25 protein-coding genes are annotated in these 26,726 nt (G+C 29.1%); 24 read left to right on the top strand and 1 reads right to left on the bottom strand.

What is annotated here, in order from left to right; translation table 11 throughout:
- Positions 1-2: 2 nt before the first annotated feature.
- The 20 genes from K0039_RS03455 to K0039_RS03360 all read left to right on the top strand — a co-directional run bounded on the left by K0039_RS03455 (position 3) and on the right by K0039_RS03360 (position 20,606).
- Positions 3-476: a CD1247 N-terminal domain-containing protein gene (locus K0039_RS03455; RefSeq protein WP_228103650.1), complete on the top strand. Its 474-nt coding sequence runs from the start codon at positions 3-5 to the stop codon at positions 474-476.
- A gap of 114 nt (positions 477-590) precedes the next feature.
- Positions 591-1,295, top strand: coding sequence for a ribonuclease III (gene rnc / locus K0039_RS03450; RefSeq protein ID WP_228103649.1), 705 nt, complete (start codon positions 591-593; stop codon positions 1,293-1,295).
- Between the two features lie 17 nt (positions 1,296-1,312).
- Positions 1,313-2,383, top strand: coding sequence for an elongator complex protein 3 (locus K0039_RS03445; protein WP_228103648.1), 1,071 nt, complete (start codon positions 1,313-1,315; stop codon positions 2,381-2,383).
- Between the two features lie 88 nt (positions 2,384-2,471).
- Entirely contained in the window at positions 2,472-6,020 is a 3,549-nt protein-coding gene (gene smc / locus K0039_RS03440; protein ID WP_228103647.1) for a chromosome segregation protein SMC, read from the top strand.
- A 34-nt stretch (positions 6,021-6,054) separates the two neighbouring features.
- Complete coding sequence (gene ftsY / locus K0039_RS03435) at positions 6,055-7,224, top strand: signal recognition particle-docking protein FtsY (protein ID WP_228103646.1); 1,170 nt, start codon at positions 6,055-6,057, stop codon at positions 7,222-7,224.
- 98 nt (positions 7,225-7,322) lie between these two features.
- The gene (gene ylxM / locus K0039_RS03430) at positions 7,323-7,691 is read left to right on the top strand and encodes a YlxM family DNA-binding protein (protein WP_018589724.1); all 369 of its coding nucleotides are present in this window, start codon (positions 7,323-7,325) and stop codon (positions 7,689-7,691) included.
- Positions 7,688-9,040, top strand: a complete 1,353-nt coding sequence (gene ffh, locus K0039_RS03425; protein ID WP_228103645.1) for a signal recognition particle protein — start codon at positions 7,688-7,690, stop codon at positions 9,038-9,040. Before ylxM ends, ffh begins: the two co-directional genes overlap by 4 nt.
- Positions 9,041-9,081: 41 nt before the next feature.
- On the top strand, positions 9,082-9,354 hold the full coding sequence (rpsP, locus tag K0039_RS03420) for a 30S ribosomal protein S16 (protein WP_018589722.1): 273 nt from the start codon (positions 9,082-9,084) through the stop codon (positions 9,352-9,354).
- A gap of 62 nt (positions 9,355-9,416) precedes the next feature.
- On the top strand, positions 9,417-9,644 hold the full coding sequence (locus K0039_RS03415; RefSeq protein ID WP_018589721.1) for a KH domain-containing protein: 228 nt from the start codon (positions 9,417-9,419) through the stop codon (positions 9,642-9,644).
- 208 nt (positions 9,645-9,852) lie between these two features.
- The gene (gene rimM / locus K0039_RS03410) at positions 9,853-10,368 is read left to right on the top strand and encodes a ribosome maturation factor RimM (RefSeq protein ID WP_228103644.1); all 516 of its coding nucleotides are present in this window, start codon (positions 9,853-9,855) and stop codon (positions 10,366-10,368) included.
- Positions 10,369-10,376: 8 nt separating this feature from the next.
- Positions 10,377-11,072 carry a tRNA (guanosine(37)-N1)-methyltransferase TrmD gene (gene trmD / locus K0039_RS03405; RefSeq protein ID WP_228103643.1) on the top strand — a complete coding sequence of 232 codons (696 nt, stop codon included), beginning with the start codon at positions 10,377-10,379 and terminating at the stop codon, positions 11,070-11,072.
- A gap of 98 nt (positions 11,073-11,170) precedes the next feature.
- Positions 11,171-11,521, top strand: coding sequence for a 50S ribosomal protein L19 (gene rplS / locus K0039_RS03400; RefSeq protein ID WP_228103642.1), 351 nt, complete (start codon positions 11,171-11,173; stop codon positions 11,519-11,521).
- A 165-nt stretch (positions 11,522-11,686) separates the two neighbouring features.
- Positions 11,687-12,601 (top strand): ribosome biogenesis GTPase YlqF, encoded by a 915-nt coding sequence (gene ylqF, locus K0039_RS03395; RefSeq protein ID WP_228103641.1) that lies wholly within the window; start codon positions 11,687-11,689, stop codon positions 12,599-12,601.
- A 358-nt stretch (positions 12,602-12,959) separates the two neighbouring features.
- The gene (locus K0039_RS03390) at positions 12,960-15,458 is read left to right on the top strand and encodes a heavy metal translocating P-type ATPase (protein ID WP_228103640.1); all 2,499 of its coding nucleotides are present in this window, start codon (positions 12,960-12,962) and stop codon (positions 15,456-15,458) included.
- 25 nt (positions 15,459-15,483) lie between these two features.
- Positions 15,484-15,696 (top strand): heavy-metal-associated domain-containing protein, encoded by a 213-nt coding sequence (locus K0039_RS03385; RefSeq protein WP_228103639.1) that lies wholly within the window; start codon positions 15,484-15,486, stop codon positions 15,694-15,696.
- 172 nt (positions 15,697-15,868) lie between these two features.
- The gene (locus K0039_RS03380; protein ID WP_228103638.1) at positions 15,869-16,138 is read left to right on the top strand and encodes a metal-sensing transcriptional repressor; all 270 of its coding nucleotides are present in this window, start codon (positions 15,869-15,871) and stop codon (positions 16,136-16,138) included.
- A 228-nt stretch (positions 16,139-16,366) separates the two neighbouring features.
- Positions 16,367-16,870, top strand: coding sequence for a lecithin retinol acyltransferase family protein (locus tag K0039_RS03375; RefSeq protein WP_228103637.1), 504 nt, complete (start codon positions 16,367-16,369; stop codon positions 16,868-16,870).
- 305 nt (positions 16,871-17,175) lie between these two features.
- A complete protein-coding gene (gene nhaC, locus K0039_RS03370; RefSeq protein ID WP_228103636.1) occupies positions 17,176-18,606 on the top strand; it encodes a Na+/H+ antiporter NhaC in 1,431 nt (476 codons plus the stop codon).
- A 156-nt stretch (positions 18,607-18,762) separates the two neighbouring features.
- The gene (rnhB, locus tag K0039_RS03365) at positions 18,763-19,530 is read left to right on the top strand and encodes a ribonuclease HII (protein WP_228103635.1); all 768 of its coding nucleotides are present in this window, start codon (positions 18,763-18,765) and stop codon (positions 19,528-19,530) included.
- A 59-nt stretch (positions 19,531-19,589) separates the two neighbouring features.
- Entirely contained in the window at positions 19,590-20,606 is a 1,017-nt protein-coding gene (locus tag K0039_RS03360; protein WP_228103634.1) for an alpha-hydroxy-acid oxidizing protein, read from the top strand.
- A 136-nt stretch (positions 20,607-20,742) separates the two neighbouring features.
- Here the strand turns inward: K0039_RS03360 and K0039_RS03355 are convergent, their stop codons facing one another.
- Positions 20,743-21,516, bottom strand: coding sequence for a hypothetical protein (locus K0039_RS03355; RefSeq protein WP_228103633.1), 774 nt, complete (start codon positions 21,514-21,516; stop codon positions 20,743-20,745).
- A gap of 603 nt (positions 21,517-22,119) precedes the next feature.
- Here K0039_RS03355 and K0039_RS03350 point away from each other — a divergent pair.
- The 4 genes from K0039_RS03350 (at position 22,120) to K0039_RS03335 (ending at position 26,613) form a co-directional block, all read left to right on the top strand.
- Complete coding sequence (locus K0039_RS03350) at positions 22,120-22,773, top strand: hypothetical protein (RefSeq protein WP_228103632.1); 654 nt, start codon at positions 22,120-22,122, stop codon at positions 22,771-22,773.
- Positions 22,774-22,943: 170 nt separating this feature from the next.
- Complete coding sequence (locus K0039_RS03345) at positions 22,944-24,191, top strand: DEAD/DEAH box helicase (RefSeq protein WP_228103631.1); 1,248 nt, start codon at positions 22,944-22,946, stop codon at positions 24,189-24,191.
- 249 nt (positions 24,192-24,440) lie between these two features.
- Entirely contained in the window at positions 24,441-25,343 is a 903-nt protein-coding gene (locus tag K0039_RS03340) for a radical SAM protein (protein WP_228103630.1), read from the top strand.
- 10 nt (positions 25,344-25,353) lie between these two features.
- On the top strand, positions 25,354-26,613 hold the full coding sequence (locus tag K0039_RS03335; RefSeq protein ID WP_228103629.1) for a coproporphyrinogen-III oxidase family protein: 1,260 nt from the start codon (positions 25,354-25,356) through the stop codon (positions 26,611-26,613).
- Positions 26,614-26,726 lie beyond the last annotated feature (113 nt).

The raw sequence follows: 26,726 nt of genomic DNA, 5'->3' as shown, positions 1-26,726 counted from the left end.
ATATGAAGTATCTAGGCGAAGAAGTAGCATATTTAAGAGGTTTGGCAGAAGGTTTAGAAATAGAAAGCGAAACTAAAGAAGGCAAAATGATATGCAAGATAATAGATGTACTTGAAAACTTAGCTGACACATTAGACGATATGCAAGAAGATTATGATGAGTTAGTGGAATATGTTGAAAGTGTTGACGAAGATTTATCAGATGTAGAAGACATATTATATGAAGAAGACGAAGATGATTTTGACGATGATTATGATGACTACGATGATGAAGATTACGATGATGAAGATGAATTAAGTTACATAGAAATGGAATGCCCAAATTGTGGCGATTTAGTTGACATAGACGAAGAACTATTATTTGATGATTCAGTAGATGTTATTTGCCCTAACTGCCAAGCAATAATATTATCATCAGAAGAAGATGAAGATTGTTGTGGATGTGTATGCAGCTGCGAAGATCACGAAGAGAAATAGAACAGAAAATTATTAAAATATTTTGCCTATGAAGCTTTCTGCTCCATAGGTTTTTTGCATTATTTTATTGAAAATAGTACACTATAAAATGATATAATTATTTAAGGAGGAACAATGAACGTTAATAAGAAAGCAATTTATAACATTAGTAAATTTGAAGAAACAATTAATTATATATTTGAGGACAAAAGTTATATTTTAGAAGCATTAACTCATAGTTCATATTCAAATGAAAATAAAAATTATAAATTCAATGAAAGATTAGAATTTCTTGGAGATTCAGTTTTAAGTATAGTAATAAGTGATTATTTATTTAAAAAAGAAAAGAATCTTCCAGAAGGTGAACTTACAAAACTAAGAGCAAATATTGTATGTGAAGAATCACTTAGTGAAGTCGCAGGACAAATTCATTTAGGAGAGTACCTATTACTTGGAAAAGGTGAAGAAGCTACTGGTGGAAGAGACAGAATATCAATTCTAGCAGATGCTTTAGAAGCAGTAATTGCAGCTATTTACTTAGATGGTGGTTTAGAAGAAGCAAGTAAATTTATATTTAAATTTATGGAAGAAATAATAGAAAACTCTGTTGAAGGTAAAATATTTAGAGATTATAAAACATATCTTCAAGAAGTTTTACAAAGCAAAGGTGAACAACACATATGGTATAATTTAGTTGAAGAAAAAGGGCCAGACCATAATAAGAGATTTGTTATGGAAGTTGGAATCAATGATGAAGTATTAGGTGTGGGAGAAGGCAAAAGTAAAAAAGATGCAGAACAAGTTGCTGCAAAATCTGCTCTTAAATCACAAAAAATTTAACTTAAGAGGTTTATAAAATGAAAAAGAGAATAATACCCATATTCGTGCCACATAGGGGATGCCCTCATGATTGTATATTTTGCAATCAAAAGAAAATAACAGGAGTTAGCACAGAAGTCACTAGTGAAGAAGCGAGAAATATTATAGAAGAATATTTACCTACTATACCAAAGGATGCCAGTGTGGAAATTGCATTTTTTGGTGGTAGTTTTACAGCAATAGATGAAAAAACACAAAATGAGTTACTATCAGTGGCTAAAGAATATGTAGAAAAGGGTTTAGTGTCAGATATAAGAATGTCAACAAGACCAGACTGTATTAGTGTAGATATCCTAAATAGATTAAAAGAATACAAAACAACAATAATAGAGCTTGGAGTACAATCAATGGATGCAAAAGTACTTCATGATAGCGCTAGAGGACATGATATAGAAAGTGTAATCAAAAGTTCACACTTAATTAAAGAGTCTGGCATAAACTTAGGACTTCAAATGATGGTTGGGCTACCTTCAGATACAGAAGAAAAATGTATTGAAACTGCAAAAAAATTCATAGAACTAAATCCATTTTGTGTAAGAATTTATCCTACATTAGTAGTAAAAGATACAGGACTTGAAACATTATTAAATAAAGGGGAATATAAGCCTTTTACTTTAGAAGAATGTATTTCAATTGTTAAAAAGCTTTTAGTTTTATTTTATGTTAACAACATAAATGTTATAAGAGTTGGGCTTCAAGCAACAGAAGATATACAGCTTGGAAAAGGAATAGTAGACGGACCTTATCATCCAGCTTTTAGAGAATTAGTTGAAGGGGAAATGATCAAAGACTACTTACATTATCTTGTTATACAAAATAAGACTGTAAGCAATTTAGAAATAAAAACAAACAATAAAAACATATCAAAAGTAGTTGGTAATAAGAAGAGCAATAAATTATTCTTCAAGAATGAACTTAATATTAATATGAAGATAAAACCAGAAAATATAGACGAAAATGAATTCATAATAATGTTAGATGATAATAAGGTAGTAAATATTAAAGCAGAAGATATGTACAAAAAACTTTATAATATTTATAACTTGTAGGAAAGACATCTCGTTGGCGATATGAAGTGTAGCGCCCACGCAGTGGCTTAAGCGAAGCAAATTTTGTAAGGAAGGGAGAACGTAAGCATTGTATTTAAAGAGATTAGAGTTAAAAGGATTTAAATCCTTCCCAAACAAAACAGATATAATCTTCAAAGAAGGTGTAACAGCAATAGTTGGACCAAATGGAAGTGGTAAAAGTAACGTATCTGATGCTGTTAGATGGGTTCTTGGAGAACAAAGTATAAAAAGTCTTAGAGGAGATAAACTTGAAGATGTTATATTTGCTGGATCTGATAACCAAAAACCTATGAATTTCTGTGAGGTAGCTCTTACAATAGATAATTCAGATGAAAAGTTAAATATAGATTATAGTGAAGTTACCATAAAGAGAAGGGCTTATAGAAATGGTGAAAGTCAATTCTATTTAAATAATAAAAACTGTAGGCTAAAAGATATAAAAGAAATTTTATTAGATACAGGAATTGGGAAAGATGGATACTCTATTATAGAGCAGGGGAAAGTTGACGAAATCTTAAGCAATAACCCAGTAAACAGAAGAAAAGTTTTTGACGAAGCTTGTGGAATATCTAAGTATAGATATAAAAAGACGGAGTCAGAGAGAAACTTAAGAAACACTAAGGAAAATCTAGATAGAATAAACGATATATATGTGGAAATAGAAAATCAAATTAAACCACTTTATAATCAACAAGTTAAAGCAAGAAAATACTTAGATCTTAGTGAAACGTTAAAAAAATTAGAAGTAAACAATTATATAAGGGAAATACAAAGAATAGAACAACAATTAAAAGAAATAAATAGTCAATATGAAGTTTTAGGTGAAGAATTAGAACATATTGATAAAGAAAAAATATTATTTGAAGAAAACTCAAAAGAAGTCAGCGTTCAGATAGAAGAAATAGATAAATCCATAGAAAAATCTACAGAATATATAAACTCTATTAAATCTGTAATAGATAAAAAAGACTATGAGATTAATTTATTAAATCAAAGAAAAGATAATAGCTCTACTAAAATAAAAAGAAATACTGAGGAGCTAGAAAATATAGATAAATCTTTAGAAGATAATAAAAAAAATTTAGAAAAAATAAACAATGAAAAAGAAGAAAAAGAAAAATCAATAAATGAATTTAAGAATCAACTTAATATTTTTATGGAAAAAAATGAAACCAATAAGAATAAAATTGAAGAGTTGAATGATAGAATTGAAAATTTAAAAGATGAAATAATCAAATTACTTAATGAAAAACAAGATGTAAGTAATAAATTATCAACTTTAAATGCCAATAAAGATAATATTAATCAAAGAAATGAAAATATAGACGTAGAGATTAATGAAATAAATGAAAAATTAAAATCTAAGGAAGAACTTTTAAAAGAAATCCAATATGAAATAAATAATAAAAAAGAAAAAATTGAGGATTTAAAAAATAAAGTAAATAATTATTATGAAAATCTTAGAAAATTAAAAGAAGATAATCAAAACTTAAATACTAAGATACAAAATAATAACTACGCTCTAAAAGAATATAGCTCCAAATTAAATGTTTATATAGATATGGAAAATCACTATGAAGGATTTAACAGAGGAGTTAAAGAGGTTCTTAAAAATAAAAATCTTAATGGAATATATGGAGCTTTAGGACAAGTGGTAACTGTTCCACAAAAGTATGAAAAAGCTATTGAAGCAGCACTTGGTGCTTATATGCAAAATATAATAACAGCTGATGAAAATAGTGCAAAAGCGGCCATAAATTATTTAAAACATAATAAAATTGGTAGGGTAACTTTTCTGCCTATGAATATTATCAAATCTAAAAAGATAAACAATATTCAAACTAGGACTAATTTTATTGGAATTGCCAGTGATTTAATATCTTATGATGATAAATATAGGGATATACTGGAGAATATACTAGGAAGAACTATAGTAATAGACAATATAGATGAAGGAATTAAATTTGCTAGAGAAACTGGACATAAATATAAGGTAGTAACACTAGAAGGTGAAATATTAAATCCAGGAGGTTCTTTAACAGGAGGTTCTCTAAAAACAAGTGGAAATATTTTATCAAGAAAAAGACTTATAAATGAGTTTAACGAAAAAATAAAAACTACAAAGGAAGAAAATACATCTATACAAGAAAAACTAGTATCCATAGAAAAAGACATAATAAGCTGTAAAGATAATATTCAATCATATGAAGAAGAAATAAAAAACTTAGATAAAGAATTAATATTTAGTAATTCATCTTATTCAAGATACGAAGAAGAAATAAATAATTTCTTATCTAGTATGAAAAAGTTGGAGAATGAAAAACAAAATCTAGGATCAAACTTAAGTTATACTCTTCAAAAGAAAGAAGTATTAGAATCTCAAATAAAAGATATTGATGACAAGCATAAAAACAACAAAGAAAATATAGAAGTCTTAAATGAAGAACTTAATAAAGAAAGTGAAATTTACGAAACTGAAAAAAGTAAATTTGATAATATAAATCTTCAACTTACAAAAGACAAAGAAATACTTAAGTCCTTTAATGCAGATATGGAAAGGATAAAAGAATATTTAAATCAACTTCACAGTAAAAAACTTTTAATTGAGAAAGAAAATAATGAAGAAGAAAATGAAATAAAAGATATTGAAGAAAAAATAATCCTTGAAGATAGAGAAAAGGAAAATTTAAAAAGTCAATTAAATGAAAATAATAAAGTATTAGAGAATAAAAAAATAGCTAGAGAAAACTTAAAACAAAATCTAGATGATAATAATATAAAACTTAAAAATATTGATAAACAATTTATGGAGTTAAAAGAAGCCATATTTAAAGTTGAATCTAAAATTGAAAAACTAGAGTCAAATAAGGAAAGTAATAACTTTAAATTATTTGAAGACTATAATCTAACATACTTACAAGCTATAGAGCTTAGAGATGATGAAATAGAAATAAATAAAAAGATATTAGATTCTATTAAAAAAGATATTAGATCTTTAGGAAATGTAAATGTAGATTCCATAGAAGAATACAAAGAAACAAAAGAAAGATATGATTTCTATAGTGAGCAAAAAGAAGACTTACAAAAATCTATTGAGGCCATAGAAGAGATAATATCAGAGTTGGAAGAACACATGAAAGTACAGTTTAAAGAAGAATTTGATAAAGTAAATGAAAACTTTAAATATGTATATAATAGATTATTTGGTGGAGGAGAAGGAAATTTAACTATTTTAGATGAAGAAAACATTCTAGAAAGTGATATAGAAATTACTGCAAAACCACCAGGTAAAAAGATGAAAAATTTAAGTTTATTATCAGGAGGAGAAAAGGCATTAACAGCAATTAGTATACTATTCTCCATTTTACTAGCAAAACCAACACCGTTTTGCATCCTAGATGAGATAGAAGCTCCACTAGATGATAGTAATATAGCTAGATTTGGAACATTCTTAAAAGAATTAACATCTAGAACTCAATTTATTGCTGTAACTCATAGAAGAGGTACAATGGAAGCAGCAGATTATATTTATGGTGTAACTATGGAACAAAGAGCTATTTCAAAAGTCATAGCTTTAAGCTTAAATGAAGCAGAAGAAATGACTGATATTATTTAACAAGAAAAGTAAAGTATACTTAGGAGGAAGCAGAGTGTTTAAAAAGTTTTTCAAAAAGAACCAAAAAGAAGAAATACAAGAAGAAGTGAAAGAAGTAGCTGTAAGTGAAGAAGCAGTTCAAGAAGAAATAGTATTAGAAGAAAATGAAGAAGTAAAAGAGGAAACAGTTGAAACGATAGAAGAAGTTTCTTTAGATACATCAATAGAGGAAGAAGTTCAACTTGAAGAGAAACCACAAGTAGATGAAGTGGTGGAAAAAGAAGAAATTATTGAAGATAAAACTGAAGAACCTAAAATAAGTTTATTTGAAAGATTAAAACAAGGTTTATCAAAGGCTAAACAAGGTATAACAGACAGAGTAGACCAAGTTTTAAAATCATATACAAAAGTTGATGATGATCTATTAGAAGAAATTGAAGAAATACTAATAACAGCAGATGTTGGTGTAGATACAACAATGAATATAATTGAAAAACTAACAGATGCAATAAAAACTAAAAAAATAACTAATCCACAAGATGTTAAAGGAGAATTGAGGTTAATAATAGAAGAAATATTAACTAATGAAAATTCAACTTTAGATGTTAGTCATAAACCAACAATAATATTAATGGTAGGAGTTAATGGAGTTGGAAAAACTACAACAATAGGAAAACTAGCTAGCAGATACAAAAAAGAAGGTAAAAAAGTTTTAATCGCAGCAGGAGATACATTTAGAGCTGCTGCCATAGACCAATTAGAAGTATGGGCTAAGAGAAGTGATGTAGATATAATAAAGCATCAAGAAGGCGCAGACCCAGGAGCTGTGATATTTGACTCAATAAAAGCTGCAAAAGCAAGAGATATTGATTTATTAATCTGTGATACAGCAGGAAGACTACACAATAAGGCTAACTTAATGAATGAATTATCAAAAGTATTCAAAATAGTAGATAGAGAATATCCAGAAGCTAAAAAAGAAGTATTACTAGTTGTGGATGCTACTACTGGACAAAATGCTGTATCTCAAGCAAAAAGCTTTAAACAAGTATGTGATATAACAGGACTTGTTTTAACTAAACTTGATGGGACTGCAAAAGGTGGAGTTGTTTTAGCTGTTAAATCTGAAGTAGATGTACCTGTTAAATTAATAGGTGTAGGAGAAAAAATTGAAGATTTACAAGACTTTGATGCTAAAGCATTTTCAGAGGCATTATTTGGGTAAAATTTAGACGAAATATATATTGACAATAAATTAGTTTTAATATAAAATACAATGTGTAAAGTAATTAACCTTTACAGTATACACTGGGAAGTGAAGTTATGAATATAGAGAAGATGGTGGAAATCGGGTTATTATTTGAACAATATAAAGAATTACTAACTGATAAGCAAAAAGAAATAGTTTCACTTTATTATGAAGAAAATTATTCTTTAGGTGAAATCAGTGAAAATCTTAATGTATCTAGACAAGGAGTTTACGATACACTTAAACGTTCAGAGAAGATATTAAGAGAATATGAAAGCAAACTTCACTTAGTATCGCAAAATAACGAACAAGAAAAAATCCTAAAATCACTTGAAGATAAAATTGTTGACATTAAACAAGATTTATTGCAAAATAGAGATTGTGCTAATTTAATCCCTAAGTTAGAAACAATAGAACAAATATGTAGGGAGTTGTTAAAATGATATTTGAAGGTTTATCAGATAAATTGCAAGGTGCACTTGGTAAGTTAAAATCAAAAGGAAAACTTACAGAAAAAGATGTAAAAGATGCAATGAGAGAAGTTAAGCTTGCTTTATTAGAAGCAGACGTAAACTTTAAAGTTGTTAAAGATTTTATAAAAAAGGTTCAAGAAAGATGTGTTGGACAAGAGGTTATGACAAGTTTAACTCCAGCTCAACACGTTATCAAGATAGTAAACGAAGAACTTACTGCTCTTATGGGAGATGTACAAAGTAAAGTAATGATATCTTCGAAACCACCTACAATTATTATGATGGTTGGTCTTCAAGGTGCTGGTAAAACAACTACTTCAGGTAAAATAGGAAATTACTTCAAAAAACAAGGTAAAAGACCTTTATTAGTAGCTTGTGACGTTTATAGACCTGCAGCAATCAAACAATTACAAGTTGTAGGAGAAAAATTAGATATACCAGTATTTAATATGGGTGACAAAGAAAGCCCGGTAAATATAGCAAAAGCAGGATTAAGTCATGCTCTAAAAAATAACAATGACTTAGTTATTATAGATACAGCAGGTAGACTTCATATAGACGAAACTTTAATGGATGAATTAAAATCTATTAAAACAGAAATAAAACCTCATGAGATTTTATTAGTAGTTGACTCTATGACAGGTCAAGATGCAGTAAATGTATCACAAAGTTTTGATGAAGCTTTAGGCTTAGACGGTGTAGTTCTTACAAAACTAGATGGTGATACAAGAGGTGGGGCAGCACTTTCAATAAGAGCTGTAACGCAAAAACCAATTAAATTTATAGGTATGGGTGAAAAACTAGACGATTTAGAACCATTCTATCCAGACAGAATGGCATCGAGAATTCTTGGAATGGGAGATGTACTAAGTTTAATAGAAAAAGCTCAAGATGCTATGGATTTAGAAAAAGCTAAGGAATTAGAAAGCAAAATAAGAAAACAAGATTTTGACTTCGAAGATTTCTTAACTCAAATGGAACAAATAGAAAATATGGGTCCATTAGATAAAATTATTGGAATGATGCCAGGTATGGGTAACATAAAAAACCAACTTGGTGATGTGGACTTAAATGGAAAAGAAATGAAAAGAACTAAAGCCATAATACAATCTATGACTTTAGAAGAAAGACGTAAGCCGGAGCTACTAAATGCTTCTAGAAAAAGAAGAATAGCAAAAGGTAGTGGGACAAGCGTGCAAGACATAAACAGACTTGTAAAACAATTAAATGAAATGAAAAAAATGATGAAGATGTTTATGGGTAATCAAAAAGGTATGAAGAAAAGAGGCGCACTTGGCGGACTTCCTTTCTTTAAATAAATAATACACAAAATAGACAAAAAAATTCGGAGGTGACTGTAATGGCAGTTAAAATAAGATTAAAAAGAATGGGTGCAAACAAAAAACCTTTCTACAGAATAGTAGTAGCAGATTCTAGAGCACCAAGAGATGGAAAATTCATAGAAGAAATAGGATTCTACAATCCAGTTTCAGCTAACAAAGAAACAAGAATAAACGACGAAAAAGCTTTAAAATGGTTATCAGTAGGAGCTCAACCAACTGATACTGTTAAAAAATTATTCGCTAACAACGGAATAACTGAAAAGTTCGAAGCTCAAAAACAATCTAAATAGTATTTAAACTATTAAGGTACTTAATATAATCCATTATGGATTAGTTTTTAGGAGATGAGTATATGAAAGAGCTAGTTATGCATATTGTCAAAGCTCTAGTAGATAATCCTGACGAAGTGACAATAGAAGAAACTATGGAAAAAGATGAAATTATCTTAAAACTAAAAGTTTCTCAAGATGATGTGGGCAAGGTTATCGGAAAGCAGGGAAGAATAGCTAAGGCTATAAGAACTGTGTTAAAATCTGCTGGAAATAAAGAAAATGTCAAGGTTTCACTTGAAATATTATAGAAGGGTTAGGTATGTGCCTAATCCTTTTTGTTTATAATAATCTTTAAAGTTGAAAATAATCATACAAATATTAAATGTATAAATATAAAATAATTTTAAGACTAAAAACAAAGACTAAAAACAAAAGCTAAAAACAAAAACAAATATTATTTGATATTAAAGATATATTTTTTGAAAAAGAAAGAAACAATTTAAAGAAGGTGAGACTATGAAAGAAAAGTTAACTCATTTTAGAATCGGTCAGATAGTAAATACTCAAGGTCTTAAGGGCGAAGTTAGAGTATATCCATATGTGGACGATATAAACAGATTTGATGATTTAGAAAGCTTTTATTTTGATAAAAACTTCGAAAAAGAATATGAAGTTGAAAAAGTTAGATATAAAGGAAATATGGTTATAATGAAAATAAAGGGCATAGACTCTGTGGAGCTTGCTGAAAAAGTTAAAACTAAAAATCTTTATATATCTAGAGATAACAGTGTAGACCTTGATGAAGATGAATTTTTCATCGCAGATTTAATAGGACTAGAAGTATTTACAGTAGGTGGAGATAAAGTAGGAACTCTTAAAGACGTACTACAGTATTCAGCTAACGATGTATATGTTGTAAAAGGAGATAATGATAAAGAATATCTTATCCCATCAACATTAAAATTTGTTCCTGAAATAAACATAGAAGAAAAGAAAATGATAATAGATCCTATAAAAGGAATGTTAGATTAGGTGATAATATGAGGTTTCACATTATGACTCTTTTCCCAGATATTTTTAACTCTTATATGGGTGAAAGTATAATGAAAAGAGCTATCGAAAAAGAAATAATAGAAGTACATGTGTACAATATTAGAGACTTTTCAGCAAACAAACATAAAAAAGTGGATGACTATCCATTTGGAGGAGGAGCAGGAATGCTTATGACTCCTCAACCTATATATGACACATATAAGCATATTGTAGAGACTCACAATATAAACAATCCTAGAGTGGTATACTTAACACCAAAAGGGCAAGTATATAAACAAGATATAGCTTGTGATTTATCCCTAGGTGAGGATATCATATTACTTTGTGGTCATTACGAAGGAATAGATCAAAGAATAATTGATTTAATAGTGACGGATGAAGTTTCCATAGGAGACTATGTATTAACTGGTGGAGAACTTCCAGCTTTAATTATGATAGACTCTATAGCTAGACTAATTCCTGGTGTACTTAGCCAAAATGAATCCTTTGAAGAAGAAAGTTTCAAAGATGATTTATTAGAATACCCACATTACACTAGACCGAGAGAGTTTATGGGTATGTCTGTACCAGATGTATTACTATCGGGTAATCATCAAAAAATAGAAAAATGGCGTCTTGATGAATCTAAAAAAATTACGAAACTTAGAAGACCAGACTTGTATAAAAAGTCTTGTAAGAAGTAAATAAATATAGTATAATTAAGACTGTTGATAAATAACGGCCGCTCCTCTGCTTACATTGGTCAGTAATTAAGAGCGTCTATGAATTTAGGAGGAAGAAAATGAACGAATTAATAAAATCATTAGAACAAGAACAATTAAAAGCTGAAGTTCCTGCATTTGGACCTGGGGACACAGTAAGAGTACACGTTAAAATAGTTGAAGGAAAAAGAGAAAGAGTTCAGGTATTTGAAGGTGTAGTAATTAAGAGACAAGGTGGAGGAGCTAGAGAAACTTTCACTGTTAGAAAAATATCTTTCAATGTTGGTGTAGAAAGAACTTTCCCAGTTCACTCTCCCAAAATAGAAAAAATCGAAGTTACTAGAAAAGGTAAAGTAAGAAGAGCTAAGATAAACTACCTAAGAACTAGAACTGGTAAAGCTGCTAAGATAAAAGAAGCTAGAAATAAATAATAACTTTTTAAGTTAATTTAGGAAGGAAATCTCTTTGGGGATTTCCTTTTTTTCAGTCATTAATATGATGAAATATGGACAAAATTATAGATATAATAAAAAAATGAAATCCTAGATATTAGGATGAAATAAATTAGTACTTATAAAAGATAAGGAAGTGAAAATATGGCAAGAGATTATAGAAGAAGTGATTATGACGAGTACTTAAAGGATGATAATCTACATATAAACTGGTATCCAGGGCATATGAAAAAAACTAAGGAATTGGTTCAAAACAACTTAAAGATGGTAGACGTTGTAATAGAGTTATTAGATGCTAGAATACCTTACTCAAGTAAAAACCCTCAAATAGATGAAATAGTTGGAGATAAACCAAGAGTAGTTGTTTTAAACAAAAGTGACTTAGCAAATCAAGCTAACTTAAGCAAATGGGTTAACTACTATGATAAAAAAGGAATAAAAGCAATACCTGTAGCTACTATAAAAGGTAATGGAGTAAATAAAATAGTAGACGAGTGTAAAAATGTTACTAAAGAAATGATGGACAACCTTAAAGCTAAGGGAAGACAAGAAAGAGCTATTAGACTTATGATAGTTGGTGTTCCAAACGTAGGTAAATCAACTCTTATAAACAAACTTACAGGAAGAAAAAGTACTGTAACTGGAGATAAGCCAGGAGTTACTAAGTGTAAGCAATGGGTAAGACTTAAAGGAAATTTAGAATTACTAGACACTCCAGGTATACTTTGGCCTAAGTTTGAAGATCAAGAAGTTGCACTTAACTTAGCTTTCAGTAGAGCTATAAAAGACGAAATACTTGATATAGATACTTTAGGACTTAAATTTATAGAAAAGATTATGGAAATAGAACCGGAGAAATTAAAAGCAAGATATAAGTTAGAAGAGTTAGGAGAAACTCCTCTTGAAACTATGGAAATGATAGGTAGAAAAAGAGGATTTATACTAGGAAAACAAGAACTTGACTATACTAGAATAGCTCAAACTGTTTTAAATGAGTATAGAGAAGGTAAAATAGGACAAATATCTTTAGAAGAACCTATGGATTATATGGATAAATAAAAATAAATTAGTATAAAAACTATTTTGAAATTACTTATATTTGAGTAAGATTCAAAATAGTTTTTTTTATTTTAACTTAAAATAAGATATATATTAGCTTATATCCTAAGATTGAAGAACATACTTGTGAATTAATTAAGCTTCAGAATTAATGAATTATTTTATTATAAAAGTGGATGAAATAATATTTACAATATTATTTCATCAAAAAACATAAAAACCTTATTGACAACTAAAAAATATAGTATATAATAATAAATATAAAACACCCCCAGGGGGTGGGGGTGGGTGGAGTAACCTGCTGAACAAATATTAAAATGTTCATTAAAGTATAAAAAATGTTAAAGGAGTGATAAGCATGAGTAATATAGTAAAAAAAAGCTATAAGGTAACAGGAATGACCTGCTCGTCTTGCGGTAAGGCAGTAGAAAGAGCAGTAAAAAAAATAGATGGAGTAGTTAACCAAAGTATAAATATGGCGACAGAAAAACTTCACATAGAGTACGACAATCAAAAAGTTAAGTTTGAGGACTTAGAGAAAACAGTAAAAAAAGCAGGATTTAATCTATTAGAAGATGTTAAATACAGTAAGATAGAATTCAAAATAGGTGGTATGAGTTGTGCATCCTGTGCAAAAGCAATTGAAAGAGCTGTAAATAAACTTGATGGAATAGATAGCATAAGTGTAAACGTGGCTACAGAAAGAGCTACGATAAATTATGATCAATCTAAATTAAAATTAACACAAATAAGAAATGTAATAGAAAAAGCAGGTTACAAGGTATTAGAAAAAAGCGAAAACAGAAATGCTAGTGTAGATGAAGATAAAATAAGAAAAGAAAAAGAGATGAAAACACTGTTTACAAAATTTTTGGTAGCAGTAGCATTTTCTATACCACTATTTTATATAGCAATGGGACCGATGGTACCAAGTCCTATAGGACCATGGCCAGTTCCAGAAATTATAGATCCAGTTACTAGTACATTAAATTATGCATTAATTCAGTTAGTATTAGTAACACCAGTAATGATAGCTGGGAATAAATTCTATACAAATGGTTTTAAAGCACTTATAAATAAAAGTCCAAATATGGATTCATTAGTAGCAATAGGAACACTATCAGCATTTTTATATAGTGCGTATACAACATTCCAAATAGCTACTACAGATATGGTACAAAGTCACGGGCATCACCAACTATATTATGAAAGTGCAGGAATAATAATAGCACTTATATTACTTGGTAAATATTTAGAATCAAGATCAAAAGGTAAAACAAGTGAAGCTATAAAGAAACTTATGGGGCTTCAACCAAAAACTGCAATAGTTGTAAAAGATGGAAGAGAAATAGAAACTCCAATAGAAGAAGTCGAAGTTGGAGATATAATAATAGTTAAGCCAGGAAGCAAAATACCAGTAGATGGTATAGTAATAGAAGGGCATACTTCTGTAGATGAGTCTATGCTTACTGGTGAAAGTATACCTGTAGAGAAAAATATAGGATCTAAAGTTACAGGTGCAAGTATAAATAAAAACGGTAGTATAAAGTTTAAAGCAGAAAAAGTAGGATCAGACACTGCTTTATCTCAAATTATTAAATTAGTTGAAGATGCGCAAGGTAAAAAAGCACCAATCGCAAAATTAGCAGACACTGTATCAGGATATTTTGTACCAACTGTTATAGTAATATCTATAGTATCAGCATTACTTTGGTTAACAGTTGGAGGCAAAGGTTTAGAATTTGCACTTGTAATATTTATATCAGTACTTGTAATAGCTTGCCCATGTGCCCTAGGTCTTGCAACACCTACAGCAATTATGGTAGGTACAGGTAAAGGTGCAGAAAATGGGATATTAATAAAAGGTGGAGAAGCATTAGAATTATCACATAAAATAGATACTATAATATTTGATAAAACAGGAACAATTACAGAAGGTAAACCTCAAGTTACAGATATAGTTGTAAGTAAAAATGTAGATAAAGATTATTTATTAAAAATAGCATCAAGTGCTGAAAAAGGATCAGAGCATCCACTAGGCGAAGCTATAGTAAGATTTGGTGAAGAAAAAAATACTGGATTTATGACAGTAGAAAAATTCAAAGCTATACCAGGTCATGGTATAGAAGTAACTATAGATAGCAGGAATGTATTACTTGGAAATAAAAAGCTTATGGATGACAGAAAAATAAGCCTAGGCGACCTAAGTAAAAAATCAGATGAATTAGCAATTCAAGGTAAAACACCTATGTATATAGCTATGGAAAATGAGATATCAGGAATAATAGCAGTAGCTGACGTAGTTAAAGAAAGTAGTAAAAGGGCAATAGAAAAACTTCACAGTATGGGAATACAAGTTGCTATGGTGACAGGAGATAACAAAAAGACTGCTAATGCGATAGCAAAAGAAGTTGGAATAGATATAGTACTAGCAGAAGTTTTACCGCAAGATAAATCAAATGAAGTGAAAAAACTTCAAGAACAAGGTAAATTCGTTGCAATGGTAGGAGATGGAATAAATGATGCTCCAGCACTAGCACAAGCAAATATAGGTATAGCAATAGGTAGTGGAACAGATGTAGCTATGGAATCAGCAGACATAGTATTAATGAGAAGTGACTTAATGGATGTTCCAACAGCTATAAAATTAAGTAAGGAAACAATGAAAAATATTAAACAAAATCTATTCTGGGCATTTGGATACAATACAGTGGGTATACCAGTAGCAGCCGGAGTGTTGTATATATTTGGAGGACCATTATTAAACCCAATGATTGCAGCTGCAGCAATGAGTTTAAGTTCAGTATCAGTAATAACAAATGCACTTAGATTAAAAGGATTCAAAGCATATAAATAAAAAATTGAAAAGGATGGATATAAATATGATAAAAAAAATAATAATAACAGGAATGAATTGTGGACACTGTGTAAAAAGAGTAACGGGATTATTTGAAGAACTTAAAGAAGTAAAGTCAGTAGATGTTAATTTAGAACAATCATCAATATTACTTGATAGCACATTAAGTAATGAAGAAATAGTTTTTACATTAGGAGATGCATATTCAGTAGTTACTATAGATACAAATATAAAATAACTTTATTAGGGCATAGGTGGATAATATCCATCCTATGTCTTAATTTTTATATAAGAATAAAATATAAACTTTATGAATTAAAAAAATATTAGATGGAAGTTGACAACTTTAATAAAATGTTTTATTATGAGAACACATACACCCTGTAGGGGTGGCGAAGAGGAGGAAGATAATGAATACAGATAAAAAAAAATCGATTCAATCACTTAAGACAGCTAGAGGACAGATTGATGGAATAATAAAAATGATAGAAGAAGAACGTTATTGTATAGATATATCAAATCAAATTTTAGCAGCGCAGTCTCTTTTAAAAAAATCTAATATACTAATTTTGAAACAGCATTTAGAACATTGCGTAAAAGATGCTTGTTATAATAATGATACTGATACTGATGAAAAAATGGCAGAAATAATAAAAATACTTGAAAAGACAATGAAATAAGAATAATGTTTATGTTAAATTTGAATAGAGATGTAATATAAAGTGTGTAAATAAACAGATAAAAATATGTTAATTTACACACTTTTTTAGTACCAGCATTAATAAATTTTTAAATATATGAAAATAGATTACTATAAAAAAATATAAAACATATATTTTTTTGAGAAATAACATTATAAAAAATAAATCATAAATTATATATATAAATATTTATTGGGAGGTGATATTTTGATTGAACCTCAATACGGAGACGTAATATGTGTTAATCACGGCATATATAATCATTTTGGCATATTTGTAGATAAAAGCCATGTTATTCATTATAGTGGGAAAGAAAAAGATATGTTTTTTAGAGAGATGGTTATAGATGAAACAGATATGGAAAATTTTCTGGGAGGCTCTGATAAATATTATGTATATAAGTTCTCAGAAGACAAACCTTCTAATGTTAGTAGGATAAGGGCAGAGGGGCTAGGTAGAGATTTAATAGATGATGTGCAAGCCTTATATATTCTCTACAAAATTAAAAACAAAATTAAATTTAAACTATATACACCAGAAGAAACTGTAAAGAGGGCAAGAAGTAGAGTAGGTGAGAGAAAATTTTTACTTCATGCTAATAACTGTGAACATTTTGCTGTTTGGTGCAAAACAGGAGTTAAACAATCATATCAAGTTAATGCAGTGATAAAAGCAGTATTTGTGAAATATTTAATATATGAGGATTATTAAAAATACGTAGGCAAACGATACCTACGTATTTTTTGTTTATAAAATTACATAAAAATAAATGTTTAAACAAGTATAATAAAAGATAATGTTAAAAAATAAAAAAAATTTAAAAAAATTTAACAAAAAATTAACAATTAATAAAAATCGTGCTAAAATTATAATAAAATATAACAAATTGTATATTTAAATTATAAAGCAGGTGATACAGCAAAACATATTGATTTATGAGGAAAATAATAAGAGCTAGTACGAACTAATAAGTTTCAAAAAAAAAGCATTACGCTATTGATAAGGGGAGAATTAATATGAAACAGCAAGTTAGTAGGAAGGCCACATTATTAGAGGCGATGATACCGATAATATGTTTAGGATTATTTTTAGGAATAGGAATATTTATGTATGGATCGTCACCACATGTACCACTGGTAGGAGCAGCAGCCATAGCAGGAGCTATAGGTGTATATAGATTAGGCTTTGAATGGTCTGAACTAGAAAGTAGTATGTTTGATAGTATTAAAATGGCAATGCAAGCAATTTTAATAATAATGATAATAGGTATACTTATAGGAACTTGGATAATAAGTGGAGTAGTACAAAGCATGATTTATTGGGGACTAAAAGTTATATCACCAAATATTTTCTTAGTGGCATCAGTAATAGTATGTTCCATAGTATCTCTAGCAACAGGATCATCTTGGAGTACAATGGGAACAGTTGGTGTTGCACTTTTAGGTATTGGTCAAAGTTTAGGAATACCAACAGGCTTAGTAGCGGGTTCTATAATATCAGGAGCATACTTTGGTGACAAGTTATCTCCTTTATCTGAAACAACTAATTTGGCACCAGCAATGGCAGGTACTGATTTATTTACTCATATAAAATATATGTTATATTCAACTATACCATCATTAATAATAGTTTTAGTTATATTTGGTATAATGGGAATGAAATATTCTGGACAAGAATTAGATATAAGTCAAATACAATTAATTAGTAATACATTAGAATCTTCATATAATACACTATCACCACTTTTATTAATTGCACCAATAGCAGTAATTGTGCTAGTAATGCTAAAAGTACCAGCAATTCCTGGACTTATAGGAGGAGCATTGATAGGAGTTGTTATAGCAGTATTTTTCCAAGGGCAAGATATGGGAGCTATATTAGAGGCAGCAACAAATGGATATGTATCAGCCACAGGTGTGGAGTCAGTGGACATGTTATTATCTAAAGGTGGCCTTATGAATATGATGTCAACAGTATCATTAACAATATGTGCCCTAGGTTTAGGTGGAATACTAGAAAAAACAGGTATGCTTGAAGCAATAGCATCTTCTATATTAAAAGCTGCAAAAGGAGTATTTGGAACAGTACTGTGTACTATGTTAACTTGTACATTTACTAACATAATAGCTGGAGAACAATACTTATCAATTGTTATACCTGGAAGAATGTATAGCGAAGAATTCAAAAAAAGAGGAATACATCCAAAGATGTTATCAAGAGCACTAGAAGATAGTGGAACACTAAGTTCTCCATTAATACCATGGAATACATGTGGAGCATATATTGCAGGAACATTAGGTGTATCAGCCTTTGTATATGCGCCATATGCCTTATTAAATCTAATAAATCCATTAGTTTCATTGGCAATGATAGCATTTAATTATAAAGTAGCAAGAATTGATGATAACAAAGAAGAAGATTTAAAAATGTGTGAAAAAGCAAATTAGTTATTAAATTAAATATATATATGAAGCCAACAGATAAATAGTTCTGTTGGCTTTTTTACGAGGGTAAATCCTTGGTCATATGAAGGTAGTGAATTATATGATAAAATATAAAAGGTAAGTACATAATAAAACTGAATAAACATTAAGGAGATTACCATGAATAACAAAAGTGTAAAAGAGATAAAAGAAATAGTAGATAATTTAAAAGTTGAACAATACTTAGAATATATAAATATTTTAAAAGGTGATGAAAGAAAGTCAGTGCAAAAGTTAGCTGTATCTTTGGCAAAAAAACTAGATGCCATAAGAAAAGAAGATGAAAGATTAGAACTTATAAATACATACGAAAATGACGGATACTCAAAAGGGTATTTATACATAGGTGGAATAGACGAAGTTGGTAGAGGGCCATTAGCAGGACCAGTAGTTGCAGCTGTAGTTGTTTTACCACCAAACACAAAAATAGAAGGAGTAGACGACTCTAAAAAAATAAAAGAAAGCAAAAGAGAAGAGTTATACGAAATAATAAAAGAACATGCACTAGATTATGGAATAGGAATTGTGGACCATGAAGAAATAGACGACTACAATATTTTAAATGCCACATTCATGGCAATGAAAAAAGCAATAAATTCAATGAAAAAACAACCAGATTATTTATTGGTAGATGCTGTAACTATACCAGGTGTGGATATAAAACAAAATCCAATAATAAAAGGTGATTCAAAATCCATATCTATAGGAGCTGCCAGCATATTAGCTAAGGTTACAAGAGATAGAATGATGTGTGACTATGATGAAATATACCCAGAGTATGGATTTAAATCAAACAAAGGATATGGTACAAAGGAACACTATGAAGCAATAGAAAAACATGGTATAACACCAATACATAGAAAAAGTTTCCTTAAAAATGTTTTATAGACTATAATTATAAATGGAAGAATTATTAAGATAAATTATTGTTGGAGGGGATCATAATAATGAATTATAAAGACATGCTAAAAGAAGCAAGAGAAAACTTAAATGGAAGTTGTAGAGTTTGTAAAGCTTGTAATGGAGTAGTTTGTGCAGGAGAAGTTCCAGGAATGGGTGGAAAAGATACTGGATCTGCATTTGTAGAAAACTTCAAAAGTTTACAAAATATTAAAATAAATATGAGAGTTATACATAACGTATCAAATCCAGATACATCAGTAGAATTATTTGGGAAGAAAATGAAAGCACCAATATTTGCAGCTCCTATAACAGGAACTACATTAAATATGGGTGGAAAAATAAGTGAAAGAGAATACATAACTCCAGTTGTAGAAGGATGTATAGAAAGTGGAATTTTCCCAATGGTTGGAGATACTGCTGTAGACTCTTTCTTAATGGATAACTTAGATGTATTAAAAGAAAACAATGGACAAGGTATAGTATTTATAAAACCTTGGGAAAACCACGATATAATAAAGAAAATAAAATTAGCTGAAGAAGCTGGAGCTTTTGCTGTTGGTGTAGACGTGGATGCATGTGGTCTTGTGACTTTATCAATGCATGGGAAAACTGTTGTACCAAAGGATGTGGAAGCTTTAAAAGAGCTAAAAGCTGCTACTAAGCTACCATTTATAGTGAAGGGTATAATGACTGTGGAAGATGCTATGCTTGCTGTGGAAGCTGGTGTGGATGCTATAGTTGTTTCTAATCATGGTGGTAGAGTTTTAGATTGCACTCCAGGTGCTGCTGATGTGCTACCTGCTATTGCTGAGGCTGTTAAAGGTAAGTTAACTATTTTAGTTGATGGTGCTGTTAGAACTGGTGTTGATGTTCTTAAGTTGATTGGTCTTGGGGCTGATGGTGTGCTTATTGGAAGACCTTTTGTTACTGCATCTTTTGGTGGCGGTAGAGAAGGTGTTGAGATGTATGTTAAGAAGATTGTTGGTGAGTTTGAGGCTACTATGAGGCTTACTGGATGTCAGACTGTTAAGGATATTGATGGGAAGGTTATATATAGATAATAATTATTTGGAGAGGGGTTCAATACGACTCGTCTCCACCACTTGAATTATTAGGAATTATGTAAATATAAAAGAGTACGTATGAAAATAATTATAATTATTTTCATACGTACTCTTTTATATATTGTAAGAAATTTTATTCTTTAATAGAATAATCTGCAGTCCATTCTAACTTTTTGAATTTTTTGTCTGTAGAGAATGTTAACTTAACCTTTTTACCATTAGCCCAAGTACCATCAACAGGCGATGGAATAGACTCGATTATAACATCATCTGAATCTATTAGTTTTACATCTAAATAGAAGTACTCTAAATCTAAACCGGTAGTATTTTCTACTACAGCTTCATAATATTTCCAGCCATATTCATCTTTAACTTTTTTGAACTTTATGTTTTTTAGCATTTTATCTACTTTTTCTTTAGTATCGTTTTTTTCTGCGACTACTTGAGCATTTGTTTTTAGCTCTTCTATTGCATCATCACTAATAACTAAACCAAATTTATCTATTAAAGTAGTTAAAATTGTACTTCTTTGGTCATATCCTTCAGTCCAAAGCTTATCAAATTTAGTGTAATCACTGGAATAATATTTAAGTGATTCCTCCTGAGTATTTAATGCATTAATATAATCTTTTGAAAGTTTAGCTAATTCTGGGCTATCAAACTCAGCATCATTATACTTTTCTATAATTTCTTTTTCTTTTTTTACAGCTTCCTTAAGATATTCATTTTCACTTGATGTGACTTTACCAGATTCAACATCATCCAGATAATTTGATCTAGCCTCAAAAGATTTCTTAATATCTTTTATAAATGCATTATCTTGTGATTTTGATTCATCAGAACTAGAACAAGCTACCATTGATAAGCAAATTATAAAAGAACTTAGTATTGCTAATAATTTCTTCATAAAAATTTTTCCCTCCACGTTAAAACTTAACCTACTAGAAATATAACATAAAATTTAGTAAAAACATGTCAAAAAATGTAATTTAAATATGATAAAAAATATATATTATCAAAATATCTGTTTAAATAAACAGGCATACAATAATATGGAGTGATTTTATTAAGAATTTCTAATCAATATTTACTTTATTCCAATATGCTGTTCCTATGACCCCAAAACCCTATACGCGCGCATGCACATAAGTACTTATATTTTTATATTTAATAAATAACAGGGTTTCTATATTAGAGCAATCAGAACAATAAGTCCCAACTATAGTATTTAAAATATGTGTAGCTGTTCCAATGTATGTTCCAAATCTTGTTCCAAACAGATTGGAACAAGATTTGTAGTATTATTAGTTGATTTTTTAGTTCTTATATGTTCCATTATATTGAGTATAGATAATATGAGAACAAGTTATTCAATTTGTTTTATTATGATTTTAAGTAGTAAAGATTTAATTCATTTTAATATTTACAAACTAGAAGTGATAATAATAAAACTTATTAGCTTTTATTAACAAATTCTGTTACACTTAAATAATACAATTTAAATATAGAGGTGATTACCATAAATAATTATAAAACAACAAAGAATAATTATGAGATTCAAGGTTCAGTTACTAACATAACAATACTTAAAAAGAATGGTTCTGAGTTTATAGCTAAAATAGATACAGAAGATTTAGAAAAGGTACAAGAAATGGGAGTTTGGTTTGCTGAATGGCATAAAGACTTCAATAGTTATTTAGTTCAAAATATAACTACAACTAAGGAAAATAAAAAAGTTAAAAGCACTAAAAGAAATATTCAATCAGTAATACTAGATACGGGGTCATCAGCTCCAATTAGACATATAAATGGAGATACGCTAGATAACAGAAAATCTAATTTAGAGCTTGCTGACCAAAGAGAAAAAAATGAATATGAAAATATAGACGATGAAACAATAGCTATAATACTAAAAGATCGATATGGAAATCCACAAGCAAAGGCATTAGTATCAGTTAAAGATTTAGATAGAGTAATAAATAAGAGGTATACATGGGTATATTCAAAAGGTTATAATCAGCCTAGGGTAATAGCCCATACTCCAAGTGGTAAGATATATATGGAAGATGTAATAATGAAACCTAGTGAAGAAGAAAGAGTTCATCATATAAACTTAAATCCATTAGATAATAGAAGAAAGAACTTAGAAAATAAACTAAGATAATTAAAGAATTAAGTAGTAAATAATAAATGTATCGTTATTTTAAAAGATATGATGTATAATATAAAAGATAAACACTTTTTATGTTTAGATATTAACTAGCATTGAAAGTGTTTATTTTTATTTTGTAAACAATTTAGATTAATATAAAAGGAAATAAAAAGGAGAAATAAATGCAATTTACAGACTTAGACATAATTAGGCCAATACAAAAGGCACTAAAAGAAGAAGGATATATAAAACCAACACCAATACAATCAAAATCAATAACACCATTATTAGAAGGTAGAGATTTGTTAGGATGCGCACAGACTGGTACGGGTAAAACAGCAGCGTTTGCAATTCCCATAATACAACAAATATATAATGATAAAAAATCACTAAAAGGCAAAAGAACTATAAAAGCGGTAATACTAGCGCCTACGAGAGAATTGGCAATACAAATAGAAGAAAATTTTGTGGCTTATGCAAGACATACAAATATAAAAAGTTTAGTAATATTTGGAGGAGTATCTCAAAATCCTCAAGTTAAAGCATTAAAAGAAGGTGTAGACATACTAATAGCTACTCCAGGTAGAATGCTTGATTTATACAATCAAAAATTCTTAAAATTAAATGATGTTAAGCACTTTGTCTTAGATGAAGCTGATAGTATGTTAGATATGGGTATGATACATGATGTAAAAAGAATAATTAGCCACCTTCCAAAGGTTAGGCAAAACATATTCTTCTCTGCTACTATGCCAAAAGAAATATCAAAATTAGCAGATTCAATATTTAAAAATCCAGTCAAGGTAGAAGTTGCACCAGTTTCATCAACAACTGAGATGGTTGAACAAAATATTTATTTTGTAAGTAAAAAACAAAAGGCCAAGTTACTTATAGAGCTATTAAAAAATAATCCAGAAGAATCTGTACTTGTATTTTCCAGAACAAAACATGGAGCAAATAAAATAACAAAAGATCTAATATCATCATCGATAAGTGCAGCTGCTATACATGGTAATAAATCTCAAAATGCAAGACAACTAGCATTAAATGAATTTAAAGAAGGTAAAATTAGAGTATTGGTAGCAACTGATATAGCAGCAAGAGGAATTGATATTGATGAACTACCATTTGTAATAAATTATGATTTGCCAGAAGTTGCAGAGACTTATGTTCATAGAATTGGAAGAACAGGAAGAGCGGGAAGAAGTGGTAGAGCAACAGCGTTTTGTTCAATGGAAGAAAGAGATCTTTATAAGGCTATAGAAAAACTTATAAATAAAAAGATTGAAGTTGTAGAAAATCATAGTTTTGTTTCTAGTGCAGAGGATGTAACTGTAGTAGCTAAAAGAAATAATAGGAGCAGTAGAAGACCTAATAGAAGTAACAACAAAAATAATAGAAGTAAAGATAAATTTACAAATAAAAATTAAAATGTGTTTTATACTTACCACCCTTATTGGACTGAGGGTGGTTTTTAATTCATAAAAGTTGGAGCACATTATTGAAGTGCTCCCTTGAAATTTGTCGAAATACACGATTTTCGACACTCAAATATACGAAAGCATATATAAGAGAACTGCTAAGCTTATAGTTTAGCAGTTCCTTTTATGTTATTATAAAATTGGAATAAAACGACAGAAAAATTTATTAATATATTTAAATTTGGGGGTAGGTGAATTATGAAGCTAAAATCATTTATAGAATTTTCAATTTATGGATTAAAAACAATATTTTTCAAAAATACTAATCCAATACTTGCAACTATAATACTTACAGATTACTGTAATCTTACTTGTAAGCATTGTGCAGTGAACAACATAGATAAAATAATTCACCCTTATGAAGACATAAAAGAGGAAATGCTTAAGCTTTATAATGAAGGTGTTAGAATTTTATTCTTTTGTGGTGGAGAAACACTTCTTTGGAATGACAGTGGGAAAAATGCCAAGGACTTAATTGCAGAAGCTAAAGAAATAGGCTTTGAATTAGTTAATATAGTTACCAACGGAACTATAGATTTAGATATTAAAGAAGCAGATATTATATTTTTAAGTATTGATGGAACTAAAGAAAATCACAATTACATAAGAGGCAATACATTTGACACCATATTAGAAAATGTGGAAAAAGCCAATGACAGCAATATTTGTGTATATATGGCCATTAATAATAGAAATTATAAGGATGTAAAGGAACTTTGCGAATTAGTTAAAAATACTAAAAATATAAAGAGTATTTCCTTTAATTTTCACACACCTTATGAGGGTACAGAGGATCTAAGTTTGAGCAGAGAGCAAAAAATTGAAGTGGTAAATACTATAAAACAACTTATGAAGGAAGGTTATCCTATATTTAATTTATACTCAGCTCTAGATTATTATTTGGATAACAATTGGAACAGACCTTGCAAGCAATGTTTGGTAGTAGAAAATAAAAAGAGATTTGTGTGTGGAAGATGTGTGGAAATAGACGGATTATGCAATGAATGTGGATATTTATTTGCCGCAGAATTTGCCTTATTGTTTGGTGGAAATCCTAAGATAATCTATGAAACTTTGAAAACATATTTGAAATTTGTATAGGGGAGAGAATATGCTGACGAATATTTTAAGACCAGTGTTAAACAGAAGTTTTAAGCCATTTGAGTTTGTAAAGTGCAATGATAATGGTGATTTAAATTATGTTGATTTAAATAATAAAGACAATTTAGGGTTATATATACATATACCATTTTGTAAAAGTATATGTTCTTTTTGTCCTTACAATAAAGAGTTATATGATGAAAAAAAGGCTTTTGAATATAAGGAAGCTTTATTAAAAGAGATAAAATTAGCTAATGTAAGATATAAAAAGCAGGACATAACATCTTTATATTTTGGAGGAGGAACGCCAGCTTTACTTATAGACTATATTGAAGAAATTATAGATGTTGTAAAAGAAAACTTCAATTTGAAAGGCAGTTTAGCCATAGAATTACATCCAAGTAATATTAATTTAAATCTGTTGAATAAGTTAAAGGCCTTAGGATTTAATATGATAAGTGTTGGAATTCAGTCCTTTAATAAAAACTGCTTAGAAAACCTAGGTAGAAAAGCAAATAATGAAGTTGAAAAAATAAAGCTAATCAAAGAAGTTGGATTTGAAACAATAGACGTAGATTTAATATTTGGAATACCGGGTCAAAGTATAGAGGAGCTAAAGGAAGACATGGTTTTGGCCTTTGAACTTGGAGCAACTCAAATTTCTACTTATCCATTTATTGATTTTTCTTATGCTAATAACAAAAGAAAACCTCTATCTTCCAATGAAAAGAAAAAAATGCTTTTTGAACTTGTAAATTTATCAAAAGAAATAGGTTTAGATAGAACTTCTGTATGGACTTTTGCTAAGGCAAATACAGAAAAATATTCATCCATAACGAGAGAGAATTTTATAGGATTAGGGCCAGGAGCTGCCTCATTATTTGATGACAAGTTTAGATTAAATACTTTCTCAGTGGATGAATATATAAATGCAATAAATAATAATGAATTTGCCTGTGCATTAGTATTAAACTTTACTAAATTTTCAAGAAAATCTTATTGGTTATTTTGGAATGTTTACAATATGAATTTAGATAAAGAGCTTTATAAAAAGATGTTTAATAGTGATTTAAATAAAGATTACAGACTTGAACTTAGTATAGCCAAAGCAATGAGGCTATTGAAAGAAGATGAGGTAGGATATAAAGTTACTACAAAAGGTTCTTATTATTTTCATAAAGTAGAGCAAATTTATACTCTGCAATATATTGATAAGACATGGAGCATAGCACGAAATAATCCATGGCCCAATAAGATAAAACTATATTAAATATTATAAAAGATTTATGTTAAGAACTTACTCTACACATAATTGTATGTAGATATAAAATATTTAAAAATAGTAAAGATAAAAATATCTAATTAAAACTAGAAGTTAGTAAG

Source organism: Terrisporobacter mayombei (assembly GCF_020748465.1).
Lineage (GTDB): Bacteria > Bacillota > Clostridia > Peptostreptococcales > Peptostreptococcaceae > Terrisporobacter > Terrisporobacter mayombei.
Note: the sequence above shows the minus strand (reverse complement) of the source record. Positions and strands in the feature narration are given on the sequence as shown.

Coding starts and splice junctions, on each gene's coding strand:
- K0039_RS03455 (WP_228103650.1), top strand. CDS start 3: ATGAAGTATCTAGGCGAAGAAGTAGCATATTTAAGAGGTTTGGCAGAA.
- rnc (WP_228103649.1), top strand. CDS start 591: ATGAACGTTAATAAGAAAGCAATTTATAACATTAGTAAATTTGAAGAA.
- K0039_RS03445 (WP_228103648.1), top strand. CDS start 1,313: ATGAAAAAGAGAATAATACCCATATTCGTGCCACATAGGGGATGCCCT.
- ylxM (WP_018589724.1), top strand. CDS start 7,323: ATGAATATAGAGAAGATGGTGGAAATCGGGTTATTATTTGAACAATAT.
- ffh (WP_228103645.1), top strand. CDS start 7,688: ATGATATTTGAAGGTTTATCAGATAAATTGCAAGGTGCACTTGGTAAG.
- rpsP (WP_018589722.1), top strand. CDS start 9,082: ATGGCAGTTAAAATAAGATTAAAAAGAATGGGTGCAAACAAAAAACCT.
- K0039_RS03415 (WP_018589721.1), top strand. CDS start 9,417: ATGAAAGAGCTAGTTATGCATATTGTCAAAGCTCTAGTAGATAATCCT.
- rimM (WP_228103644.1), top strand. CDS start 9,853: ATGAAAGAAAAGTTAACTCATTTTAGAATCGGTCAGATAGTAAATACT.
- trmD (WP_228103643.1), top strand. CDS start 10,377: ATGAGGTTTCACATTATGACTCTTTTCCCAGATATTTTTAACTCTTAT.
- rplS (WP_228103642.1), top strand. CDS start 11,171: ATGAACGAATTAATAAAATCATTAGAACAAGAACAATTAAAAGCTGAA.
- ylqF (WP_228103641.1), top strand. CDS start 11,687: ATGGCAAGAGATTATAGAAGAAGTGATTATGACGAGTACTTAAAGGAT.
- K0039_RS03390 (WP_228103640.1), top strand. CDS start 12,960: ATGAGTAATATAGTAAAAAAAAGCTATAAGGTAACAGGAATGACCTGC.
- K0039_RS03385 (WP_228103639.1), top strand. CDS start 15,484: ATGATAAAAAAAATAATAATAACAGGAATGAATTGTGGACACTGTGTA.
- K0039_RS03380 (WP_228103638.1), top strand. CDS start 15,869: ATGAATACAGATAAAAAAAAATCGATTCAATCACTTAAGACAGCTAGA.
- nhaC (WP_228103636.1), top strand. CDS start 17,176: ATGAAACAGCAAGTTAGTAGGAAGGCCACATTATTAGAGGCGATGATA.
- rnhB (WP_228103635.1), top strand. CDS start 18,763: ATGAATAACAAAAGTGTAAAAGAGATAAAAGAAATAGTAGATAATTTA.
- K0039_RS03360 (WP_228103634.1), top strand. CDS start 19,590: ATGAATTATAAAGACATGCTAAAAGAAGCAAGAGAAAACTTAAATGGA.
- K0039_RS03355 (WP_228103633.1), bottom strand. CDS start 21,516: ATGAAGAAATTATTAGCAATACTAAGTTCTTTTATAATTTGCTTATCA.
- K0039_RS03345 (WP_228103631.1), top strand. CDS start 22,944: ATGCAATTTACAGACTTAGACATAATTAGGCCAATACAAAAGGCACTA.
- K0039_RS03340 (WP_228103630.1), top strand. CDS start 24,441: ATGAAGCTAAAATCATTTATAGAATTTTCAATTTATGGATTAAAAACA.
- K0039_RS03335 (WP_228103629.1), top strand. CDS start 25,354: ATGCTGACGAATATTTTAAGACCAGTGTTAAACAGAAGTTTTAAGCCA.